This is a genomic window from Pleionea sp. WD8-19, from assembly GCF_055326765.1.
On sequence record NZ_JBUZOU010000005.1, the window covers coordinates 89,866 to 112,142 of the forward strand.

Sequence of the window (22,277 nt, forward strand, 5' to 3'; positions counted from 1 at the left end):
AAATCATTTAGCGAAATTGACGAAAAACCGAAAAATCTCACCAAGTCGCATTTTTATTGCGGTCTATCGAGTTATGGTTACCAACGTAATTTCTGGCCAAACGCGAAACCGTACCGGAAGAATACTGGTGCCAATACCGCTACTCACCAGTAAATGTTTATTGTCTTGAACAATATGTCCATACGCATAGCGTTCGCCGTAAGCTGAAGGAACAATGGGGCGTCCAATGAAAGGTATGTTGACTTGGCCTCCGTGAGTATGCCCGGCGATAGTGAAGTCTACAGACCGCGGAAGCTCTGGAAATACATCTGGGTTATGTGTAAAAGCGACGATAAAACTATTATTCGGAACATCGCGTAATGCTTTACGAACATTATGCGGCGCTTCCCAGTAATCGCTGATACCAACCAGATAAAATTCACATTCAGATTGGCGGATCACAGCTGACTTATCTTCTAGCAAATGAATCTTCGACTGCTCAAAAGCCGCAATAACGCGCGGTCCGTCATACCACCAGTCGTGATTTCCCAACACCGCAAATACGCCTAAAGGTGCGTGCAAATGTTCCAATTCGGTAACGATTTCTTCGGGTGGTATCGTTTCGCCTCCAAGAACTTCTGTCGTCATAAAGTCTCCTGGCAAAACAATCATGTCAGGCTTCATTGCGTTGGTTTTCTGAACTATTTTCCGGAGACGTGTGATATCTTGAAAGGGAGAACCAACATGGAGATCGGATAGTATCGCAATCGATATTTCAGGGCACTGTTTTGGCAGACGTTGTAAACTGATTTTATAAGTACTCGTTGTAAGCAATGCCGGTTCGATAAAGAAAGACCAAGTCATTCCAATTAAAATAATCAGTACAAGCCCTAATTTAAAATGAGCTTTTACACCCAATAAGCGCTTAGAACTGTTCATCGATAATCACGTTTATTGTTTTCATCCAATTCAAACAAGTCTTCGTCAAACTGAAAGCCTATCACACCACCCTGCTCTTGTTGATACAGTGCTGCTCTTTCTTCCTTAGCTTTTGCCTTTAGAAACTGAATAGCTGCTCTTATACCGTGAATATTTTGTTTTTCCCACTTTGTTTTTGCATCGAAATAAATTTTTGTCAATGATATCAGTAAAAAACACAGTGAAACGGCCAACCCAATCCAACTGAAGCCCCAAATCCAAAACTCTACCGATAAACATATGCCTCCTAAGAGACAAAGAATAACACCCAGAGAAATCACACCATTGCCTTTTATTTTGGCATTAAGCGGATCATCCTCCATGAACAGTACGGGTACGCGCTCCCCAACTTGATACGGTTTTTTATTTTGAGATAAGCGTGACTTAAACCGGTATGTTTTTTCAAACTCAAATTCAACCACTGGCGCAAAGAGAGAACGATTCGTTTGCTTACGCTTTTTAAATTTAGAGCCCCCTACCGCATACCCAACAACCGTTCCGGTGGTCTCACGTGCAAAAAGCCTAAAATTTAACGCATAAGTTAATATACCGATTCCCAAACACAACAATAAAAAACCGAATGTGAATAAGCCTACTTCCATAATTTTCAGATCAATTTGAAATAAAAATATTTGTGTTTTATACCATTTAAATTAAAAACGGCCAATTTCTCTAAAAATGAGACCGATTTCATCACTTTAAGAAAAAAATGGTCTCAATCACAGTTTTCTAGAAATTATCGATATTTGATTGTTTTTTGTTCAACACCTAGTATTACCCACTCACGTTGTTCACTTCGTTGAACAATTTGAAAAAGGCAAGTCGAAGCGAAAGCTCCGATACGCAAAGCTACCGGTCTAAGGGCACCAAAAGCCTATGACAGCGGGGTTGCCAAATAAACGTGCTTCAGTCGTCTGTTCAGACACTGCTCTTTATTTGGACCCTATTTCGATAAATAGTTAAGTAGAGGTCTATCTCATGAAAAACAAACTTTGGTGTTTGTCTCCTATTGTACTCGCGTTAGCCGCCTGCAGCGGTGGCAGTGATTCCGTTACCGAAGAAGATGTCGTTGCTAACGATCCCCCACTCGGAAAAGTATCTCCACTTGAGTTACCAAAAGAAATTGCAATCCTACTGGCTAATGAAGAGTCTGGGTACTTATCAAAACGTGCTTCAAACAAAGCACCTGGCGATTTTGACAACGATGAAAAACGCATCCATGTTTGGGATGAAGCCATGGAACCACTAACCATGGTAAACGAAATTCTGTGCTACGTCAGCCAAACCGGCGCCGACCAAATTGTCAACGAAACCTATACCGCCTTAATTGATACCGAACGCTGCGAAACCGACTTGGAAAGCGATGAAGATACCGGTCAGTCTTCAGGAAACAGTGAAGAATTCCAACTCTGGACGATAGAGTCTACGCGAGAGTCAAACGACGCACCGCAAATCGTTAAAATTTGGGTTCCTGCCGAAAGTGAGCACGGTGACGAACCAATGGATCAGCAGCGTATTTTAGTAGAAGTCACCATAGATTCTGCGGGTGACGAAGAAAACCCCTATGGTCAGTTTGTTATGAACTGGAAAGGCGTTTACGACATGCAAGGCAATGAAATTGAAACCATGCATGGTACCATTCAAGCCACGCTAGACGCTGATGGCCGCCCCAATATTTTATTCTTTAACGAAGGTGGTTCCGATCAAATGGGATTCTCCTTCTCAGAATCAACCAATATATTGGTTGATTCAGTGGGTGCCGACAGTGGCGTTGCGAAAACCGCGTTTCACCACAGCAGCCCACACGGTGATTTCGGCGCAGAATTTAGCGTTGCCTATGATCCAACCTATTACTTACGAGGTAAAGATGAAAACCTCGACGGAACTGCCGATGCACAAATGTGTTTCGCTCGTGACGAGTTTGACCAATACGTTTGGCGATACAACTTGTACCAAAGTGACGACGGTTCACGTGTAGAGCTGAACAGCGGCTTCCCATTTTACGCAGACGTTAACGGCGAACGATATTTTGGCCATATCGGCTACTGGGGAATGTGGCTGCCTGAAGACGTCGATATGAGCCAAGTTTCTCAAATCGTTCGTCAAAATTTTGAAGACGACACCGAGTCAACTTACGATGTCACTCACGCTCCGGGCAAACTGATCAAACGTTCCAAAAGTACCATTGCTCTCGAAGACATTGAAGGCAGCTATTTGGAATACGGTGATCTGAGAGTTGAGTACACTCACGACTTTGAGTTAAACAGCGGTGACCAAGTTGGAGAGGCAGGCTTCTATGCGATTGCACAACGATTTGAAAACAGTGCAGGCATGGTCGACTATGAACCGATCGAACCTTATCGCTTAGCTGATGAGCACATGTTCTTCTGGTCTCAAAGCTTAGGCGGAGGCGTTAACTACGATGCCTATCACGATGCTTCGGTAGTAACGGTTTATCAAGAAAGCTATGTACGAAGCCTCGCTGATTTAGACAATGGTGCAGACAGTTTACAGTTAGATTGTTATCACCAGTGTTTAAAAAGCAATATCACCAGCGATCAAATCAATTACAACAACGACTCACCCTATTTAGAAGAGTCGCAAGGTCAAGCCACTGCAACTTATACGTTTAACTTCTCAACGCTCACATTAGAAGATGCAGAAGGTAACTCCGTTGCTTTAGCATCAGATGCTCAGGTCGGTGAAAACAGCCCACACCACTGGGGAATTCACTCAGGCGCGATGCTCGTATCGGGTACTCAAGTGAACGACGGACGTGATGTTTGGAACGCCGAAGTCTCATACGTTTGGGAAACGGGCCACAATCACTGGAATCAAACCACCGTCGTTAGTGAGTCAGGCAGTAATGACATTGTTGAGTTTGATAAACCACTGAACTTTGTTTACACCCACAGCACTGCGAACGACTTAAATGCGGATGAAACCAATCCATCACCTTATGACGGACAATCATTCATGCTGCATTATGGTGGAGCTGGCGAACTTTGGGGCATTCCTCACGAGCAACAAGGCAACAACCGTTGGAGCCCACTCTTTTCACTTGCTGATGGCACACTACTGGGTGACGGCCAATACATGGTGAAAGGTATTGATGTTGAACAACGATTACGAAGTGTTGATGAAAGCGAGTGTTCAGCCAATAACTTATCTCTCGACAGTACGGCAAATTTAGAATTACCGAACAACGACGACATAACCCCCGTATCCATTAACTGGAGTGATAAACCGGTTGTAGAAGACCCTCCACGTGTCATTGGCGGAGAAGTGCAAGGATAGCCTTTACTTTGACCTCGGCGCCGAAAGGCGCCTTTTTTTTTGACTCAGTTTTTAAAAGAATGTCCCCATTTTCATAACTCATTCGTTAAATTTCTTTTTTTAAATATCCCCCATAAAATAAGCCATGATGCGATTGCCGGACCGGTTCCCAATATCCAATATATTCCAATCGAATCACCTCCTCCTAAATATTTCGCGGTACTTGAAAATAAAAAGTACACCCAACTGATATGGCCACATAAAATTCCAAGCAAAATGGCAACGGGAATGAGAGAGAACACAACTTTATTGAATTTAAAAACAAGCCACCAGACAGAAAACAATCCATATGAAGGAAGCAGTACATAAAGCGTTATTAAAAGTAACCCACCTGGGCTTTCGAATAAAATAGAAATACCGAACGTTCCCCAAAAAAGCACTGCCACAGTACTTGGCAAAAGAAAAATCAATGCCAAAATAATTCTTATATACATTTTGCTAAACGCTTGCATGACGCCCCCACCTTAACAAGAATGAATATTGACTCAATATGACTCAAATCATTGTTGCGGCGAACCAAACATTACTGAGTAATATTTTCAAACCAACAATATCTCATACAAAGTTAATTCATATTTTTTTTATAAACTCACCCTCTGCGCTTAAAAGGCGCATAAAAAATTTTCATTAGAGATAATTAAAGTCACATTCTTTTAATAAATCTTTATTTAAAGCCCTCAAAACGCGAAATAAACTTTGAGAATAAGTTTATCCAGCTTTCGTGTCAAACCGTTAAACACCTGTCTGTTTTTCTAGTTGACGATGGTGTTCAACGTCTTTATAAAATTCTTCCGGGCGAATGTAATCTGGAGATTTTTACGAAAGCTCGCTCAAAAAAACCAAATAAAACAATTGTAAGGAGTAACAATGAATAAAAATCGAATAATGACAACTCTAGGAATTGCCAGTGCGTTGGTAATAGGCGGTTGTGGTCAACCCGTTAAAGTAACGGGAGGTGGGAGCATGCACTCAGCGGGTGGTAGTGAAAAAGCCATCTTTACGTTTAACGGAAGTTCGTGCGACTCAGAAAGCGTAAAAGGTCAAGTCAACTTTCATGATAAAAGTGCGATCGACTTTTCTGATTTAGGCGGCGTAAAACTGCACGGAGAAATCAACGAAGCATACTATTGTACCTTCGATGACATCGACTTCGACGCCCCCCTTTGTGCCTGCGACGTGGGTTACAATGAAATCAATTTCACTTATCGCTCCACTAATCCTGCCGCTTCCGGCGAAGGCGAAGGTATTGCCTGCTTAGCCGACTTTGGCGAAGGAAAAAAAGCTTTTCTTAATGGCCTATCGGTCATTCAAATCAACTCAGGGCCATTCAGTGGTTATTACAACGCAGGAACTCTCAACGGTAACGTTCAATATCACGAGTGCAACAGTGACAGTTAATTAAATAATAAATAAAAGGATAAACCCTATGAAAATGAAAGCAATTACCTCAGCAATATTGGCCACATCACTCATCGGAAGCGGATTAACATTTGCCGATGCGCCGAAACTAGGAAGTGATTTACTCGGCAATCGCTTTATCGTTTATGCTAAAAACAATCAATTTGCCCAACTGAAAAAAGCACTTTCGAATATTGAAGCAGAAACACATGTGGAGCTTAACGAGTTCGAAGCAATATCAACTTCGTTGAATATTGAACAAATGAAAGCATTACAAGAAAGTGGCTTACTAAAAAGTGTAGAAATTGATGCAAAAAGAAACTTTCAAGCAGTGAGTATCGAGCCATCTTCGTTGGACACACAAAGCCTGGGAGATTGGAAAAACGATGACTTTTACCCTTACGGGATCACCGCCGTACAAGCAGAAGAGATAGCTCCGAACCCTAACTTTCCGCGAAAAGTATGTATCGTCGATACTGGATATCAACTGGGTCATCCTGACCTTCCGGAAATAAATGTCGACGGCCAAGACGAAGGCGCTGGGCCTTGGTATCAAGACGGTCATGGTCATGGTACACACGTAGCAGGCACTATTGCAGCGAAAGGTGGAAACGGCGGCGTTATCGGTGTTTTACCTAACGACGATCAAAACCTTCATATCGTACGAGTCTTCAACGATGCAGGTGGCTTTAGCTACGCTTCCGATTTAGTTGGCGCAGTTCAAGATTGTGCTAATGCGGGCTCACACGTTGTTAGCATGAGTCTCGGTGGTGTTGTCAGCACAAAAGCAGAAGAACGAGCTTTTGAAAAAATCAGAAAAGACGGTGTTCTAATTATTGCCGCAGCAGGTAACGGTGGAAGTGCCACGCATTTATACCCTGCGTCCTATGATTCTGTTATGTCGGTTGCCGCGATTGACTTTGACAAACAGCACGCCGGCTTCAGTCAGCGCACAACGCAAGTTGAAGTATCCGCTCCTGGGGTTGATGTTGTTTCCACATACCCGTCCAATTCTTTTGCTATCGCTTCTGGTACCTCTATGGCAACCCCTCATGCTTCCGGCGTTGCGGCATTGGTTTGGTCGCATTATCCAGCTTGCTCTAATTATGACATCCGTCATGCAATGCGAATGTCATCACTGGATCTTGGCGATGCAGGTCGAGACGCGAAATACGGATATGGACTAGTACAAGCCAAAGCTGCTTTCGATTATATTGACGCACACGGTTGCACAGGTAGAGTCTGTACAGGAAAAGATTGTAAAGCCGATTAACGGTCTTTCGTTAGAGTTAGCCAGTGCTTTTGCACTGGCTATATAAAATATGAGTTTTGGTTCATTCGAATGCTCAAAACCACCTTACTCCAAATCTTTCATTCGAGATGCAATTATTTGTGTCCAAGGCGAATCGCGGTATTTCTCCATTACCATTTTCCAAGAATCGGCTTCGCGCTTTTTATCGTATTGAATACTGATTTTTCGATCGGCTGATCCAAATGGATGTTCCACCAAAATTTGACCAAAATACATCGGTTTACCCGCTACAACTTCAATATCGAACTCTTGTGTGGGTGGTAATAGCAGCTTTTCCCAAACGTTAGCATTTTGCGTTTTTATTTTAGTAATTTTATATTTTCCTGGTTGAAGATTAGGTATCACAACAACCCCACTTTGCAAACTTAAAATCCCTACTTTATTAAACGAACCAATTAGTATTTCTTTATTTGGCTCCTGCGCACTCGCAATAACCACTCCAGACAAAGACATCGTATTAAGCGCTTTTTTGGTTATCGCATCTATCAATAAAACACCTGTATCTTGCGTACTTCCTTCCAGCTTTTCGGGTACACGATATATCTCACTAGGTACTTGAAAGCTTTTTTGAACCGACTCTGTCACAGCGCAACCTGAAAGTACGACAAAGAACACCAACTGAATGCTTCGAATCACGATTTGCCAGCTCATTTTTACTCTCCTTTAAAAAGAACCAAGCCGTTCAGTGAAAGGGGCTTTTAACAGTTAAAATGTAGTCTTCTTCCAATCACAATACAATGTCTATTGAACAAAAGACAGGTTAAATTGAACAAGGTATTGGATTGTAGAAAATGCAAACGAACGAAAATGTGATTTTTATATTGAATAAATGTTGTGCGACAGCTTTGACATCCGAGTTGCCATTCGTCTCAAACCAGCCTAATTCACCATCTGACTATTTCGTTTTATACATCCCGTATTTAAAGTCGATAGCGATTGAAATTTAACTTTAAAAGCTTTTGAAGTGACTTTTAATAGCTCAATTCTTTTCTCGTTAAAAAACCTGCTGTGCAACTTGAGAGTTAATGTACCGGCGCTTTCCAGATTCAGGTACAAAAATTTCGTCCACTTGCTCCACCTGAATGATGGCTTTACCACCTGCCATATTTTGAATCGTTTGAATAATCTTCGCTTCTGTATCAGCGTTATAGTTTTCTTCGGGTACAACGTTTAAAGTCATTTCATTCACCTTCTCCTGAACAACTTGAAATGCGCGTATACCAGGTAACTCGCTTAAGATGGTTGTTAAGTTTGGCGATGTTAATACCCGATCTTCCATAATGATAAAGTCAGGAATTCTCCCTTCAATTTTCTCTAACTTAGGAAGCGTGACACCACACGCACAATAAGAAGCTTCAGAGAGTACGCCCATATCTCCAATTTCATAACGTATAAATGGAAATGCGTGGTTTGAAAGATCCGTTAAAATGACTCGGCCCAATTTGCCCGGTTCACATGGATTGCCTGCGTGGTCCAGAATTTCCAATAAAACAACCTCGCTGTGTATATGATAGCCATCGTGTTCCCGACATTCCGATGCCATATACATTTCTCGACTGCCGTAATGATCAAATACTTTTTCTCCACCAAAAACTTGGTTAATACGGTCTCTATAAGCCGGCAATAACATTTCTGAGCTGGTGATAATGGCTTTAACAAAGCTGAGATCAGCCTCTGGATGTTTATTACCTATGTAATCTGCGAAAGTATGTACGCCTCCTGAATACCCCCAAATGTTGGTCGGCTTAATCTTACACAAGTACTGATAATATTCTTCTAGCACATCCTCTGTGAGGTAAGCAGTCGACATAACATGATAACGCTGTAGAAAGTACATGAAGCGATTAAGTAATTGGCTTGCTTGGGTTTGATCAAAATGGCTCCCCGACATTTGTACAGAGGGTTCTCCTAGGTAGGTTCCACTCCATTCTTGAGAACGATAAACGCTGGCTCGGTTCCAATCCATGCCAAACTTATCCCAGCAGTAGCGTGTGGGTTCTCCAGTAGAGCCTCCCGTTCTTGCTGGCACAAAGCGCCATTCCGGAACACCTTGGCACTTAATCTGTTCGTAATGATTCCGTATCTGTTGCTTTTTCAGAACAGGCAGTTGGTGCATTTCGCTAAGACATTTAAGGGGCAATTTTACCGAAGCAAGCGCTTCCCTGTAGTAAGGAGACTGACTCTTTGCGTGTAATAACAAAGTATTTAGCCGGTCTAACTGCCAGCTTCTGAGTTGATCTTGAGTCCAATACTGTGACTTTCGCAAAAAATGCAAGCGGTTGATCGTGTTTCTGCGACGAACCAGATCCATGCTACGAAAAAAAATATCTTGATAAGCTCGGGTCCAAAATGTCATCAGATCTCCTGAAAATAGAGCATTTCCTGCATTGTAGATCACTATCGAATAAGACTTAACATTAATATAAGATTTAGCTTTATTGTGAGAAAGTTAAGTTAATACGAGCCATAAAAAGAAGGTGTATAAAATACACCCACTTTACCAACTCCCTCCTTCCTTGCTCTCTCAAGACCTGTCCAAGATATTGGCAAATACCAAGTCGCTAACAAGAGTCAAGCTTATATGCTATTTATACACAATTTTAGAAATCTTGAAAAGTGTATTGAGTGGTTCACACTTTCTCCCGACTGAAATGTCCGTTTGCAGCTCTGGAGGCCCTGCTCAAAATACCCTCAACTTCATCTTTAACGCACTACATCGAAAAAATTGCACTAAAAGTTGAATTCGGACTAAAAGTTAAAGCAATGATTAAATTTTTCCGCGGATTAGCACTCATGCTGCGCTGGCAGATAAGCCAGAACCTAGATGCAACTGACTGTCCTAAGTTTAAGAACTTATCCAGGTTGCCTACGACAAATGGCCAAGTGCCACATTCTTGATTAGACCAGTGCTTTGTCATCCTATTAAGTATTAAAGCTACTGCTCCATAGCCGTGCTCTTTATATTTAATTTTGGGAATTAGATGTTATGTGTTTAATTGATTTCGACAATGTGGTCTCCAGATGAGTCAATGCGTAAAAATTGAGATGGTGCTAGATGTTGTTCGCACGGGTCACACAAAACAGGCAACCCAATATATTTATAAGCGGCTCTTGCACATTCCATATTTGTCCTCCAAGGTGTAATTTCCGAATTAAACCACACGCCAAAGCTTGAAGTTTGGCCTGGAATAGGTTGAATGGTTATCGGAACCCAACACCCTTCGAATAGCCCATGATATATTTCCATATCATTTTCTTCTATCAATTTTAATTCAAGTTCATTAAAAACTGATTTTATCCAAAGTAGAATTTTGGATTTATCTGAGCACTCAATGTAAATTTCCATTGTATTTATTAAACATTATTCTTTCTTTCGGGACATCCACAACTCAAAACCAATAATCACAGATTTCACCTTGACCAACAAGTGCGAATTGATTAAGTTACGTTCAGGACTTAAGTGAAATATACGGACATAACACCATGACACGCGCTAGAAATACGCTCATCGATTTAAATCAAACCACCTATTATCATTGCATCGCCCGTTGTGTTCGACGCGCTTTTCTATGCGGAGAGGATTCTGTTACCGGTAAGAGCTTTGAACACCGTAAAAACTGGGTGGTGGAACGGTTGGACTATCTGGCCAAAACCTTCGCCATTGAAGTGGCCAGTTACGCGGTTATGTCCAATCATTATCACGTTGTTCTACGTGTCGATGTTGAAAAAGCAAGAGATTGGAGTGAAGCCAACGTTGTTCGCCGCTGGAAACGCGTTTGTAAAATTCCACTTCTCGTACAGCGGTATCTAAAAGAAGAAACCACACCCGCCCTATCTAAAATGGCTCAGGACATCATCGAAAACTGGCGTCAAAGACTGATGGATATTTCCTGGTTTATGCGGTTGTTAAATGAGCACTTGGCTCGCAAAGCCAATAAGGAAGACAACTGTACTGGTAGGTTCTGGGAAGGACGTTTCAAGTCACAAGCTTTGCTCGACGAGGCCGCTGTTTTAACCGCCATGGCTTATGTTGATTTAAATCCCATTCGTGCCGATATGGCAAAAACACCGGAAAAATCGGATTTCACTTCCATTCAGCAACGCATCAAACAAAAGAAGAACCTGCCGCTTGAAAACAAAGTAAAGCTTATGCCACTCACACAATCGAAACACCCAGTGCATCAACATGGCTTTTCATTTTCAACTCAAGATTATTTTGATTTGGTCGATATTCTTTCTTTCGGGACACCCACAGCTAAAACCAATAATCACAGATTTCACCTTGACCAACAAGTGCAAATTGATTAAGTTACGTTCAGGACTTATTGAGATATACGGACATAACACCATGACACGCGCTAGAAATACGCTCATCGATTTAAATCAAACCACCTATTATCATTGCATCGCCCGTTGTGTTCGACGCGCTTTTCTATGCGGAGAGGATTCTGTTACCGGTAAGAGCTTTGAGCACCGTAAAACTTGGGTGGTGGAACGGTTGGACTATCTGGCCAAAACCTTCGCTATTGAAGTGGCCAGTTATGCGGTTATGTCCAATCATTATCACGTTGTTCTACGTGTCGATGTTGAAAAGGCAAGAGATTGGAGTGATGCCAACGTTGTTCGTCGCTGGAAGCGCGTTTGTAACATTCCACTTCTCGTACAGCGGTATCTAAAAGAAGAAACCACACCCGCCCTATCTAAAATGGCTCAGGACATCATCGAAAACTGGCGTCAAAGACTGATGGATATTTCCTGGTTTATGCGGTTGTTAAATGAGCACTTAGCTCGCGAAGCCAATAAGGAAGACAACTGTACTGGTAGGTTCTGGGAAGGACGTTTCAAGTCTCAAGCGTTACTTGACGAGGCCGCTGTTTTAACCGCCATGGCTTATGTTGATTTAAATCCCATTCGTGCCGATATGGCAAAAACACCAGAAAAATCGGACTTCACTTCCATTCAGCAACGCATCAAACAAAAGAAGAGCCAGCCGCTTAAAAACAAAGTAAAGCTTATGCCACTCACACAATCGAAGCACCCAGTGCATCAACATGGCTTTTCATTTTCAACTCAAGATTATTTTGATTTGGTCGATACCACCGGTCGTATTATCCGAGACGACAAACGCGGTTATATTCCAAGCAACTTGCCTCCCATTTTAGAACGTCTCAATCTCGAGCCTGACGGCTTCTTAAAGCTGATGCGCCGTAAAGATGATATTGCCGGTTTAAATGTTGTCGGCTCACCTTCTTCCTTAACGCACTACATCGAAAGCATTGAACAGAAGTTTATTAAAGGTATTGGGATTAGCCGTAAGCTTTATACCTGATCTGAAAATAATAAATCCACTCAAATAATCCTTCAGATTAGTGCTGCGAATTACTGATGCTCGCTTCCTTAAAAATCGACTGTTTTTCGAATATTTCCAACTAAATTTCCTGATGTTCACTCCGAAATAACCAACGCAAGCCAGCGTAGTAGAAAAACAAGCTTAGTTATTACCAAAATTTTCGATTTTAAATTATGGCTGTCCATATTTATCTTTCTCCGAAATAACCAACGCAAGCCTTCGTTGTAGAAAAACAAATTTAGTCATTACTAAAATTTTCGATTTTAAATTATGGCTGTCCCTATTTATCATCAAACAAAAGAAGAGCCAGCCGCTTAAAAACAAAGTAAAGCTTATGCCACTCACACAATCGAAGCACCCAGTGCATCAACATGGCTTTTCATTTTCAACTCAAGATTATTTTGATTTGGTCGATACCACCGGTCGTATTATCCGAGACGACAAACGCGGTTATATTCCAAGCAACTTGCCTCCCATTTTAGAACGTCTCAATCTCGAGCCTGACGGCTTCTTAAAGCTGATGCGCCGTAAAGATGATATTGCCGGTTTAAATGTTGTCGGCTCACCTTCTTCCTTAACGCACTACATCGAAAGCATTGAACAGAAGTTTATTAAAGGTATTGGGATTAGCCGTAAGCTTTATACCTGATCTGAAAATAATAAATCCACTCAAATAATCCTTCAGATTAGTGCTGCGAATTACTGATGCTCGCTTCCTTAAAAATCGACTGTTTTTCGAATATTTCCAACTAAATTTCCTGATGTTCACTCCGAAATAACCAACGCAAGCCAGCGTAGTAGAAAAACAAGCTTAGTTATTACCAAAATTTTCGATTTTAAATTATGGCTGTCCATATTTATCTTCCTGATCTGAAAATAATAAATCCACTCAAATAATCCTTCAGATTAGCGCTGCGAATTGCTGATGCTCGCTTCCTTAAAAATCGACTGTTTTTCGAATATTTCCAACTAAATTTCCTGATGTTCACTCCGAAATAACCAACGCAAACCAGCGTTGTAGAAAAACAAGCTTAGTTATTACCAATAATTTTCGATTTTAAATTATGGCTGTCCATATTTATCGTCAATATATCCTCGCTCTACTCGTGCTTTAGCTTCGGGAATTGTAATTGATAAAGCAATTTTTTGTCGGATAAATGTAGCCAGAACATGATTTGAAATTTGTGAAACTGGGACAGTCCAATTGTTTCTACAGCGTTGAATTAACCCAGAGTTTAATTCTGGCTCTATCCATGGGCCTTCAATATCTGCAACACATTTTTCTTTCATCTCGAAACCTAACGCCCAAAGCAGCGGCGCGTTTACGCGTCCGACTGCCTTTGCTTGTTAAATTCACTTTCTCCGGTTTCTATCAGCAGTATTCTCTTTGGATATAAACCAAGTTCATGATTGTAAAATTCACCAGGCATTTGGGAATGGCTCGATAAGTGTCCCATCTCACTAATCCAACCCCATGGCCTTTCATAGACCTTTGCCTCCATCTGAAACCTTTGCAGAAATACTTTATTGTTTTTTGAGCGAAGAAAAGCAATATTAGGGCAATCCGCAAGACAGCGTAACGGCACAGTTTCAGGAAAGGCATGTATTCGATCAAAAGTTCGCCAGCCTCTTTTGGATATTGCCTTTTTAACATTCGCTAGTGGTGTAACAGTGCATCCCAGTTTGGAGTGCTCCATTGGCAACGGGCAGTTCCATTTTTTTGGCAAGTTCGGAGCATCGATGTAATTATAGAAAGCGTATAAGGGGATGGCATTGTTGCCCTTTGCATACCGCTCAAGAATATCATGCTGAAACTCAGCTGATGCACCACTGCCCACCTTGTGATTAAGAGAGGAATAGCGGCCTGTTTTTAAGTTCAGTTTTTTTGCTTGAACTGCATAGCGGAGATAACCTGTTGCTCTATTTCCAATCCACCATTCCCAATCTGTACCCTTTACGCTCTCCTTATCCTTCGGAGTTTGAATAATTCGAATACTCGATAGACTTTGAGATGCAAGGTAAAGCAGCAAATTGTCTGTAAGAGTTTCTTCGCCTTGGGAAATGCCAAACCGCTGGGAATTCTCCAATCTTTTCCAGACATCATCGCATACGATATTTAAGTGATGCTTTAGCACTTACTCTCCTTGTGAATTTAACGCTTTTAATAAGCGGCGCGCTTTTCAGCGTCCGCTGATTTTTTTGTTAAGTTTATTTTACTTCAAGTCAATATTATATAACTTACAATATTTGCCACTACTCCCTCCCCAAAGTTGATCTGGTAGCCCGTACACAACGACTGGATTTTTTGCCTGATAGGCAGCAAGCAATATACTTAGATTTGCACTAAATCCGGCATCACTCTTTGTGATCCAATATCCACTTGAACATGCTGCAATAGGGTTTTCTATTTTAAATATTACATCTCCATTCCCATATTGGTTATATGATGAAATAGAACTTATTTTAGTTGCACCATTAGTACCGACATAAGAAGCAGAATACACGAAAGATGGGATAAGAATAGAAGTTAAAATCAACTTTTTAAACATGGGATTGCCTTTTATCATTAACTTAACGCGTTACTTTGCGGCTTTGATTAACGACCGCAAGGAGCGGTTCAAAGTCGCGCAACAGTTTATTGTTAGCTTTGACATAAGCCTTCAAATACAACCTTCGCATTTAAAGCTCTAGCCAAAGCAGTTAATTCTTCATTAAAAGGATCTTCATATTGTACAAAAACAATAGTTTCACTACTGAAATGTATTACTACAGAGCCATCATAAGGAAATCGTTCTTTATTATTATCGCCTGGAACCCAATAACCGCTACCAGGAATATCAACTTCAAAGAACTCTTTAGTAAAAGGGTTCTGCTGCTTTCTCTTATTAGTCACATTGATATTTTTCAATGACGCAGTGGCATTAATCCATTCATCAATTGAAATTGGCTTACTTCTTTTCAGTGCGCAGTGTTTCATAAATTTCTGAGAGAGCTAACGCCTACATAATTTGACCAATACCATAGCGAAAGCGGCGGTATTTGGTCAAATTAATGTTATTGTTAAATACTTTACTCGAATTCAAAAAAACGTTTCCTTTTTATTACTAGAGTTGTTAGCGTAACTAAAGCCAAGACTGTACCAAAAGGCATCATAAGCAAGCCTAAAATACTCGCAGTTAGCGATACCCAGTAGACCCATGGTTTGAAATATTTAAATATAGCTATAGACGTAACCATGCAGATTAATGCTGGAACAACTAATACAAGGCCAAGCACCACCGGTACCAAAGCATTTGAAATACCTTCAGACATTCTCTGCGTGTCACCGGCCCCATACAAAGTAGTTTCCTGAAATAAGAAGAACATATTCACAATAAATATGACGACAGAAGTTGGAACTGCTAACAAAAGTAAAGAGCCAAATACGGCCAAATATTTACCAGCAGTTGATGTTTTATTTTTTACTCTATGTTTTTCCATATATGTATTTAACGCCAAGCTTTGGGGCAACCGAAGCAACGCGTAGGTTGTCCCAGCCGCGGTAGCGGCGACAAGAGCGCCTTGTTAAGCATTTTTGCCCCACGCCCCTCGATCTAGGCTTGACTGTAAGAATTTTTGGAATTCGTCATCTTCTAGATTGAATAAGTCGAAACCAGTTTTCTTAAACCCATCAATTTCAGGACTTTCTACTTTACCGAGACCATCATTAGCCTCTGAATATTCTGCCTGAAGAATATAAAGGAGTTGATTAAATCGGAAGCCGGGATTTGCCTTCCAAATCCTGCCAATAAGATCCAGTATTTCATCTACTCTTTTGAGGTCTCTCATGATCTATTTTCTTTTTATGCTTAACGCTCACCGCAGCGGCCGAGCACGCAGTGCGAAGGTCGCGACTGACGGTGCTTGTTAAGCGATTTAACTTTTACCAAAGATTTTACCTAAAAAAGATTTTTTTGGTGAATTAGATTGAACTAATGCTAGCCTAGCATATTCAGGAACAAAAGCTTTTGAGCCGTGCTGCTCGAAGTTGACTCTAATAGTACTTTCTCCAGATTTCTCAAATTGAAATAATGCTTCAACTTAACCATTGCCGAAGTACGGGTGCGAAACCGACATGCCTGGTTTCAGTAGCCCAATATTTTCTACTTCCAATTCACTCAGTTCATGGGCATCCATTTTCTTACTCACAATAACTCCTTTGATAAAACTCTCGCATAACGCCTCAAACAGTAGTTCATCTACTGCTTTGACTGGTTAGGGCTAGAAGGTGGATATATTCGCTCCTTTTTCATTTTCCTCTAGCCATTTATCAATTTGAGGTAAAAGCTCAACAACTGCTTTTGCAAGCTCTTCACACTCTTTTGTTTCTAGATCATCGAAACGAAACCAATGCTCTCGATCAATACTACGACTATCTATCGCTTGTAGGCGTGCTCGATTGCCAGCAGCCACATGAGCGATAGTCAATTCAGACTCTGGGACAACTTCGCCCCAAGACATTTTTTTGTCACCGCACTCAGTAGTCCCAAAATCAAAAAAGAAACCACCGCCAAATTTATCGAACTCAATAGATAGCAAATGAAGATTGCCGCCTACATTTCTTCTAAAGTGCGGAAACTTGCCTGCAAAACCATTAACCTCTAAAGCTGGTACCAATATACGTTTAAGCTGATTTCGCATTATTTGATTGCTACTTGCCATATAGTCCTAACAGTTTCATAGAAGGAGTCCGTATTTTACGGAACTAGAAGGAGTCCTTCTAGTTATATTTCGCATTTGAGATTTCCAATAAGAAAAACCGACACCACATCTCCAACTCCTTTTCAATTACCCCTTTAAAAACAATATATTACAATCACAATTTCAAACTAGCCAGTCTCCCAAACCGTTCAATACCCACGCGCGATTCTAGGGTTGCTAAGACAAAAACAGGAAACCAGCCGCAACACCAATACAACCCAACAAGTTGATTTTTCATATAAATTTACCAAACTTTAAACCTACCCCCTATTAAAATACCGAATAACCACCTCCCAAAAAGCCTCAACCAAAGGATTGTTCTTTCGTCGAGCTAAGCAAACCACACCCAACTCAAAAGGCTTGGGCGACATCGCCACCGGTAAAATTTTTATTTTATCCTTTACCGGGCTATGCTCCAGCACCGGAAGAGGCACCACCGCCACGCCACAACCCAAAGCCACCATACTCACAATGGCTTCATGCCCGGCAACCTGAGCGTAAACGGTCGGTTTTATTTTCATGCGCTCTAACCATTCTTGCGTGTGCTTTTTTGCAGGGCCAGACTCTGGCATTACGAATGGTAGCTGATTGAATTTGACAGGCGCTTTATCCAGCAAACTGGAAAAAGAGGTATTCACTTTCGGTGCAATCACTTTCAGTGGAATGGTGTCGATGTATTGAAAGTGAAATTTTTTCGCTAAATGATCAGGGGCAACGGCAAAGGCAATATCCACCGCTTGCTTATCAACTTTTTGATAAGCCGATGCAACATCCCCCGTTTCAAGAATGATCTCTACCTGTGGGTGCTGTGTACGAAAGGTTTCGAGTAAATGCGTTAAATAAAGGTGAGCGGCCGTCACTGTGCAATAGATGATCAACTCGCCACTTAATTGCTGTTGTTCGTGACTGAAATCCTGTTTTAGCTCATACCACTGCTGCAGTACCTGTTGTGCAAACCGAGCGAATCTTTCGCCCTGTGGTGTGAGTTGCACACTTCGGTTATCACGCTCGAAAAACACCTGATCAAACTCTTGTTCCAACCGTTGCATCATACGGCTGAGCGTCGAAGTACTGACATGAATTGCCTCTGCTGTTTTAGCAAAGTGTAACGTTATTGATAAGTGGACAAAGGCGTCTAATTCGCGAAAATTCATCGTCTTCTTGGACTCACACCCAATGTTGCATAATACGCAATACTATATTGCATTTATATCATTTTACGCAACACGAGTTTTTTCCTATTCTGACACCATCGCACTTCAATCTAAATGGATGTGCTCTATGTTCAACAGCGTGACTTGGTGCAGTATTTATGTCGAATTACTTCAATAGCCTGAACTTACGGCAACAACTGGCGCAACTGGGTGTGTGCCGTTTTATGGATCGCAGCGAATTCAGCAACGGCTGCAATTATCTCAAAGATAAAAAAATAGTAATTGTGGGTTGTGGTGCCCAGGGTCTCAACCAAGGGTTGAATATGCGAGACTCCGGTCTCGATGTTCGTTATGCACTCCGTCAGTCAGCGATTGATGAAAAACGAGCGTCTTACCAAAAAGCAACCGGCAACGGATTTACTGTTGGCAATTACGAATCACTCATTCCCGATGCTGATCTCGTGTATAACCTGACACCCGATAAACAACACAGTAACGTTGTGGAATCCGTTATGCCGTTAATGAAACAAGGTGCAACGTTGGGTTATTCACACGGCTTTAATATTGTCGAGCAAGGGCAAAAAATTCGCGACGACATCACCGTAGTCATGTGCGCACCGAAATGCCCGGGCACCGAAGTTCGAGAAGAGTACAAACGAGGGTTTGGCGTCCCTACATTAATTGCCGTACATCCCGAAAATGATCCAAAAGGCGAAGGCTTCGAAATCGCAAAAGCCTTGGCGTCTGCCACGGGTGGTGATCGTGCAGGCGTGCTCGCTTCGTCTTTTGTCGCGGAAGTAAAGTCTGACCTAATGGGCGAACAAACCATTTTGTGTGGCATGTTGCAAACTGCGGCAATTTTAAGTTTTGAGAAAATGACGGAAAATGGCATAAGTGCCGGTTTTGCCGCAAAGCTGATCCAACAAGGTTTGGAAACCATTACCGAAGCGTTAAAAATTGGCGGCATTACGCAAATGATGGATCGACTTTCTAACCCTGCAAAACTGAAAGCATTCGAGCTTTCCGAAAAAGCAAAACAATTGTTACGACCACTGTTTGCCAAACACATGGACGATATTATTTCCGGAGAGTTTTCTCGCACCATGATGCAAGACTGGAACAACAATGACAGAGACCTTTTAAGATGGCGAGAGGAAACGGCAACAACTGGATTTGAACAGGCGCCTGCAAGCGATGAGTTTATCGATGAGCAAAGCTACTTTGATAAAGGCATTTTGTTGGTTGCTTTCGTTAAAGCAGGCGTTGAACTGGCATTCGATTTAATGGTTGAAGCCGGGATTTTGCCCGAATCGGCTTATTACGAATCGCTGCACGAAACACCTCTGATAGCGAATACCATTGCCAGAAAACGTCTATACGAAATGAACGTCGTCATTTCCGATACGGCAGAGTATGGCAATTATTTGTTTGCTCATGCGGCAGTGCCACTATTGCGTGAAGCATTCATGCCCAATATAAAAACCGATGTGATTGGAAAAGGTTTGGATTTATCCAGCTACTCGGTCGATAACAAATTGTTAGTAGCCGTTAATGAAAAAATTCGCAATCATCCGGTTGAAGTGATCGGAAAAACTTTACGCGCTTATATGACGGATATGAAAGCCGTCGTATAAGAATAAAAATTTCAGTTGCTCAACATCCCTGTTGTGTAGTTGCTAGCGAGCCTGCCCTTCGCAGTTTGAGGGGCCTTTTTTGATCACGAGTCAAAACAAACAGCTTTTCCGGAATAAAACGTGACCGAACAAATCAGTAAAACGGAGTTCCAATCGAGCAATAAAGTAATAGCCCCTTTATTATCGGGTGCCGAAATGGTGGTTCAAACACTCATTGATCTCAATGTGAAGTTTGTATTTGGTTACCCTGGCGGTGCTGTACTTGATATTTACGACGCTTTATTTGCGCCGGAAAATGACCAACAACTCAAACATATTTTGGTACGCCACGAACAAGCCGCGGTTCACGCCGCAGATGGTTATGCTCGCGCTACTGGTGATGTCGGCACGGTTTTGGTCACCTCCGGGCCAGGTGCAACCAATACCATTACCGGTATTGCAACAGCGTATATGGATTCGGTTCCTTTGGTTGTTCTTTCTGGCCAAGTGCCTACTTCTGTGATCGGTGAAGATGCTTTTCAGGAAACCGATATGGTGGGGTGTTCTCGTCCCATCGTAAAACACAGTTTTCTTTGTACAAAAACCGAAGACATTCCCTCCACCATTGCAAAAGCCTACCACATTGCGAAAACCGGTCGCCCTGGTCCAGTAGTGGTTGACCTTCCGAAAGATATTGTTAACCCAAAACATAAAGTACACTACCAATTGCCGAAACGCTTAAAATTACGATCGTACAATCCAACACTGAAAGGTCACCCTAGACAAATTAAAAAAGCCATATTGGCGTTTACCGATGCGAAACGCCCAATTTTTTATATTGGCGGTGGTGTTGTCGCAGCGAATGCAAGTGCGGCACTCACTCAATTAGCAGAACGATTAGACGTTCCGGTAACCAGCACTTTAATGGGACTGGGCGCATTTCCAGGTGACCATCCGCAATTTTTAGGTATGTTAGGCATGCATGGCACGTTAGAAGCCAATAAAGCCATGGGCAACGCCGATTTAATTGTTTGCTTTGGTGCGCGCTTTGACGACAGGGTTACTAACAATCCGAAAACTTTTTGTCAGAATGCAACCATCATTCACGTGGATATTGATCCGGCTTCCATTTCCAAAACCATATTTGCACACATTCCCATTGTCGGCTCTTGCGATGTAGTGATAAAGCAATTTTCCGATTTAATGGATCGTGCCGACTTGCAGCATAACCCTACCGCAATGAAAAATTGGTGGAAGCAAATCAATCGATGGCGTGAGCAAAAGTGCCTGAGTTATGACAAAAGTCATTCAGTAATCAAACCGCAGCATGTGATTGAAACGCTATACCGTGTGACGAATGGTAATGCCTACATTACTTCGGATGTAGGGCAGCACCAAATGTTCAGCGCGCTTTATTACCCTTTTAAAAAGCCAAGGCAATGGATTAACTCCGGCGGACTCGGCACAATGGGTTTTGGTTTACCTGCCGCAATGGGCGTAAAGTTGGCGTTTCCCGAAAGCGATGTCATTTGCGTTACCGGTGATGGTTCCATTCAAATGAACATTCAGGAACTCTCAACGTGTTTGCAATACAATATTCCAATCAAAATTTTATCGCTGAACAATTCCGCTTTGGGTATGGTTCGCCAATGGCAAGATATGATTTACGATGGCCGTCATTCCCACTCTTATATGGAATCCTTACCCGACTTTGTCAAACTGGCCGAAGCCTATGGTCATATTGGAAAAAGCGTCGAAAACTTTAACGACCTGGAAGATGTGCTAGTACAAGCTCTGGCCATGAAAGATCGATTAGTTTTTATTGACGTGAAAGTCGATCAAAAAGAGCACGTTTATCCCATGCAAATTAAAGGCGGCGCTATCGACGAAATGTGGTTAAAAAGTGGAGTAAAAGCGTGAAGCGAATATTAACCATATTGATGGAAAACGAGCCCGGCGCCCTTTCTCGTATTACCGGACTATTTTCTCAACGCGGATACAACATTGACAGTTTAAGCGTTGCCAAAACGGAAGACCCTACCCTTTCAAGACTTACCATTACAACTTCTGGCGATGAAAAAATTCTGGAACAAATAACCAAACAGGTGAATAAGCTCATTGATGTGTTACGGGTAATGAACATTACTGAAAAAGAACACCTGGAGCGCGAATTGATGTTAGTGAAAGTACAAGCACTGTCTTCACAAGTACGTTCCGAAATAAAACGCACGGCAGATATTTTTCGCGCGCATATTATTGATGTTTGCAGTCACAGTTACACGGTTCAGATGGTAGGTCCACCAAAAAAGAATAAAGCTTTCATTGCTGCTATGCAGGAAGAAACCGAAATTTTAGAAGTGGTTCGTTCGGGCACCTTGGGCATACTTCGCGGAAAAAAAGCACTCAGGAGTGCATGA

Annotated in this window: 22 protein-coding genes and 1 riboswitch; of the genes, 9 read left to right on the forward strand and 13 right to left on the reverse strand. The window is 41.9% G+C overall.

The window, feature by feature from the left end; genetic code table 11:
- Window positions 1-63 precede the first annotated feature (63 nt).
- Both ACTUJY_RS07840 and ACTUJY_RS07845 read right to left on the reverse strand, forming a co-directional pair.
- Window positions 64-918 (reverse strand): metallophosphoesterase, encoded by an 855-nt coding sequence (locus ACTUJY_RS07840; RefSeq protein WP_463615520.1) that lies wholly within the window; start codon window positions 916-918, stop codon window positions 64-66.
- Window positions 915-1,559, reverse strand: a complete 645-nt coding sequence (locus ACTUJY_RS07845; protein WP_463615521.1) for a DUF3592 domain-containing protein — start codon at window positions 1,557-1,559, stop codon at window positions 915-917. Before ACTUJY_RS07845 ends, ACTUJY_RS07840 begins: the two co-directional genes overlap by 4 nt.
- Window positions 1,560-1,763: 204 nt before the next feature.
- Window positions 1,764-1,853: riboswitch (cyclic di-GMP riboswitch) on the forward strand.
- An 82-nt stretch (window positions 1,854-1,935) separates the two neighbouring features.
- Here ACTUJY_RS07845 and ACTUJY_RS07850 point away from each other — a divergent pair.
- Window positions 1,936-4,254, forward strand: a complete 2,319-nt coding sequence (locus ACTUJY_RS07850; protein WP_463615522.1) for a hypothetical protein — start codon at window positions 1,936-1,938, stop codon at window positions 4,252-4,254.
- A gap of 71 nt (window positions 4,255-4,325) precedes the next feature.
- On the opposite strand, the gene ACTUJY_RS07855 is transcribed toward ACTUJY_RS07850, so the two are convergent.
- The gene (locus ACTUJY_RS07855) at window positions 4,326-4,745 is read right to left on the reverse strand and encodes a hypothetical protein (protein ID WP_463615523.1); all 420 of its coding nucleotides are present in this window, start codon (window positions 4,743-4,745) and stop codon (window positions 4,326-4,328) included.
- Window positions 4,746-5,160: 415 nt separating this feature from the next.
- Here ACTUJY_RS07855 and ACTUJY_RS07860 point away from each other — a divergent pair, with 415 nt between their 5' ends.
- Both ACTUJY_RS07860 and ACTUJY_RS07865 read left to right on the forward strand, forming a co-directional pair.
- Window positions 5,161-5,691, forward strand: a complete 531-nt coding sequence (locus ACTUJY_RS07860; protein ID WP_463615524.1) for a hypothetical protein — start codon at window positions 5,161-5,163, stop codon at window positions 5,689-5,691.
- 28 nt (window positions 5,692-5,719) lie between these two features.
- Window positions 5,720-6,964, forward strand: a complete 1,245-nt coding sequence (locus ACTUJY_RS07865; RefSeq protein ID WP_463615525.1) for a S8 family peptidase — start codon at window positions 5,720-5,722, stop codon at window positions 6,962-6,964.
- Window positions 6,965-7,048: 84 nt separating this feature from the next.
- Here ACTUJY_RS07865 and ACTUJY_RS07870 read toward each other — a convergent pair whose 3' ends face one another.
- A complete protein-coding gene (locus ACTUJY_RS07870; protein WP_463615526.1) occupies window positions 7,049-7,654 on the reverse strand; it encodes a hypothetical protein in 606 nt (201 codons plus the stop codon).
- A 343-nt stretch (window positions 7,655-7,997) separates the two neighbouring features.
- Window positions 7,998-9,359 (reverse strand): phenylacetate--CoA ligase family protein, encoded by a 1,362-nt coding sequence (locus tag ACTUJY_RS07875; RefSeq protein WP_463615527.1) that lies wholly within the window; start codon window positions 9,357-9,359, stop codon window positions 7,998-8,000.
- Window positions 9,360-10,486: 1,127 nt separating this feature from the next.
- On the opposite strand from ACTUJY_RS07875, the gene ACTUJY_RS07880 reads away from it, so the two are divergent.
- From ACTUJY_RS07880 to ACTUJY_RS07890, 3 genes are all read left to right on the forward strand, one after another.
- Entirely contained in the window at window positions 10,487-11,311 is an 825-nt protein-coding gene (locus tag ACTUJY_RS07880) for a transposase (RefSeq protein ID WP_463615528.1), read from the forward strand.
- Between the two features lie 40 nt (window positions 11,312-11,351).
- Window positions 11,352-12,332 (forward strand): transposase, encoded by a 981-nt coding sequence (locus tag ACTUJY_RS07885; RefSeq protein ID WP_463615529.1) that lies wholly within the window; start codon window positions 11,352-11,354, stop codon window positions 12,330-12,332.
- Window positions 12,333-12,687: 355 nt separating this feature from the next.
- Window positions 12,688-13,002: a hypothetical protein gene (locus ACTUJY_RS07890; RefSeq protein WP_463615530.1), complete on the forward strand. Its 315-nt coding sequence runs from the start codon at window positions 12,688-12,690 to the stop codon at window positions 13,000-13,002.
- Window positions 13,003-13,415: 413 nt separating this feature from the next.
- Here the strand turns inward: ACTUJY_RS07890 and ACTUJY_RS07895 are convergent, their stop codons facing one another.
- The 8 genes from ACTUJY_RS07895 to ilvY form a co-directional block, all read right to left on the reverse strand.
- Window positions 13,416-13,643: a hypothetical protein gene (locus tag ACTUJY_RS07895; RefSeq protein ID WP_463615531.1), complete on the reverse strand. Its 228-nt coding sequence runs from the start codon at window positions 13,641-13,643 to the stop codon at window positions 13,416-13,418.
- Between the two features lie 32 nt (window positions 13,644-13,675).
- The gene (locus tag ACTUJY_RS07900) at window positions 13,676-14,488 is read right to left on the reverse strand and encodes a DUF6615 family protein (RefSeq protein WP_463615532.1); all 813 of its coding nucleotides are present in this window, start codon (window positions 14,486-14,488) and stop codon (window positions 13,676-13,678) included.
- Between the two features lie 78 nt (window positions 14,489-14,566).
- Window positions 14,567-14,902, reverse strand: coding sequence for a hypothetical protein (locus ACTUJY_RS07905; RefSeq protein WP_463615533.1), 336 nt, complete (start codon window positions 14,900-14,902; stop codon window positions 14,567-14,569).
- Between the two features lie 92 nt (window positions 14,903-14,994).
- On the reverse strand, window positions 14,995-15,330 hold the full coding sequence (locus tag ACTUJY_RS07910; protein WP_463615534.1) for a hypothetical protein: 336 nt from the start codon (window positions 15,328-15,330) through the stop codon (window positions 14,995-14,997).
- A 92-nt stretch (window positions 15,331-15,422) separates the two neighbouring features.
- A complete protein-coding gene (locus tag ACTUJY_RS07915) occupies window positions 15,423-15,833 on the reverse strand; it encodes a hypothetical protein (protein WP_463615535.1) in 411 nt (136 codons plus the stop codon).
- 84 nt (window positions 15,834-15,917) lie between these two features.
- Window positions 15,918-16,181 carry a hypothetical protein gene (locus ACTUJY_RS07920; protein ID WP_463615536.1) on the reverse strand — a complete coding sequence of 88 codons (264 nt, stop codon included), beginning with the start codon at window positions 16,179-16,181 and terminating at the stop codon, window positions 15,918-15,920.
- Window positions 16,182-16,613: 432 nt separating this feature from the next.
- Window positions 16,614-17,033 carry a DUF4304 domain-containing protein gene (locus tag ACTUJY_RS07925; protein WP_463615537.1) on the reverse strand — a complete coding sequence of 140 codons (420 nt, stop codon included), beginning with the start codon at window positions 17,031-17,033 and terminating at the stop codon, window positions 16,614-16,616.
- Between the two features lie 320 nt (window positions 17,034-17,353).
- Window positions 17,354-18,247, reverse strand: coding sequence for an HTH-type transcriptional activator IlvY (ilvY, locus tag ACTUJY_RS07930; protein ID WP_463615538.1), 894 nt, complete (start codon window positions 18,245-18,247; stop codon window positions 17,354-17,356).
- A 158-nt stretch (window positions 18,248-18,405) separates the two neighbouring features.
- On the opposite strand from ilvY, the gene ilvC reads away from it, so the two are divergent.
- The 3 genes from ilvC to ilvN all read left to right on the forward strand — a co-directional run bounded on the left by ilvC (window position 18,406) and on the right by ilvN (window position 22,277).
- Window positions 18,406-19,881 (forward strand): ketol-acid reductoisomerase, encoded by a 1,476-nt coding sequence (gene ilvC / locus ACTUJY_RS07935; protein ID WP_463615539.1) that lies wholly within the window; start codon window positions 18,406-18,408, stop codon window positions 19,879-19,881.
- A 120-nt stretch (window positions 19,882-20,001) separates the two neighbouring features.
- Entirely contained in the window at window positions 20,002-21,780 is a 1,779-nt protein-coding gene (locus tag ACTUJY_RS07940) for an acetolactate synthase 3 large subunit (RefSeq protein ID WP_463615540.1), read from the forward strand.
- Window positions 21,777-22,277 (forward strand): acetolactate synthase small subunit, encoded by a 501-nt coding sequence (gene ilvN / locus ACTUJY_RS07945; RefSeq protein ID WP_463615541.1) that lies wholly within the window; start codon window positions 21,777-21,779, stop codon window positions 22,275-22,277. Before ACTUJY_RS07940 ends, ilvN begins: the two co-directional genes overlap by 4 nt.

Bases quoted from the DNA above. Each gene is read 5' to 3' on its own strand.
- ACTUJY_RS07905 (WP_463615533.1), bottom strand. From the start codon at position 14,902: ATGTTTAAAAAGTTGATTTTAACTTCTATTCTTATCCCATCTTTCGTG.
- ACTUJY_RS07850 (WP_463615522.1), top strand. From the start codon at position 1,936: ATGAAAAACAAACTTTGGTGTTTGTCTCCTATTGTACTCGCGTTAGCC.
- ACTUJY_RS07880 (WP_463615528.1), top strand. From the start codon at position 10,487: ATGACACGCGCTAGAAATACGCTCATCGATTTAAATCAAACCACCTAT.
- ACTUJY_RS07855 (WP_463615523.1), bottom strand. From the start codon at position 4,745: ATGCAAGCGTTTAGCAAAATGTATATAAGAATTATTTTGGCATTGATT.
- ACTUJY_RS07875 (WP_463615527.1), bottom strand. From the start codon at position 9,359: ATGACATTTTGGACCCGAGCTTATCAAGATATTTTTTTTCGTAGCATG.
- ACTUJY_RS07925 (WP_463615537.1), bottom strand. From the start codon at position 17,033: ATGCGAAATCAGCTTAAACGTATATTGGTACCAGCTTTAGAGGTTAAT.
- ACTUJY_RS07895 (WP_463615531.1), bottom strand. From the start codon at position 13,643: ATGAAAGAAAAATGTGTTGCAGATATTGAAGGCCCATGGATAGAGCCA.
- ACTUJY_RS07860 (WP_463615524.1), top strand. From the start codon at position 5,161: ATGAATAAAAATCGAATAATGACAACTCTAGGAATTGCCAGTGCGTTG.
- ACTUJY_RS07890 (WP_463615530.1), top strand. From the start codon at position 12,688: ATGCCACTCACACAATCGAAGCACCCAGTGCATCAACATGGCTTTTCA.
- ACTUJY_RS07915 (WP_463615535.1), bottom strand. From the start codon at position 15,833: ATGGAAAAACATAGAGTAAAAAATAAAACATCAACTGCTGGTAAATAT.
- ACTUJY_RS07870 (WP_463615526.1), bottom strand. From the start codon at position 7,654: ATGAGCTGGCAAATCGTGATTCGAAGCATTCAGTTGGTGTTCTTTGTC.
- ACTUJY_RS07845 (WP_463615521.1), bottom strand. From the start codon at position 1,559: ATGGAAGTAGGCTTATTCACATTCGGTTTTTTATTGTTGTGTTTGGGA.
- ACTUJY_RS07840 (WP_463615520.1), bottom strand. From the start codon at position 918: ATGAACAGTTCTAAGCGCTTATTGGGTGTAAAAGCTCATTTTAAATTA.
- ACTUJY_RS07910 (WP_463615534.1), bottom strand. From the start codon at position 15,330: ATGAAACACTGCGCACTGAAAAGAAGTAAGCCAATTTCAATTGATGAA.
- ACTUJY_RS07865 (WP_463615525.1), top strand. From the start codon at position 5,720: ATGAAAATGAAAGCAATTACCTCAGCAATATTGGCCACATCACTCATC.
- ACTUJY_RS07920 (WP_463615536.1), bottom strand. From the start codon at position 16,181: ATGAGAGACCTCAAAAGAGTAGATGAAATACTGGATCTTATTGGCAGG.
- ilvC (WP_463615539.1), top strand. From the start codon at position 18,406: ATGTCGAATTACTTCAATAGCCTGAACTTACGGCAACAACTGGCGCAA.
- ACTUJY_RS07885 (WP_463615529.1), top strand. From the start codon at position 11,352: ATGACACGCGCTAGAAATACGCTCATCGATTTAAATCAAACCACCTAT.
- ilvY (WP_463615538.1), bottom strand. From the start codon at position 18,247: ATGAATTTTCGCGAATTAGACGCCTTTGTCCACTTATCAATAACGTTA.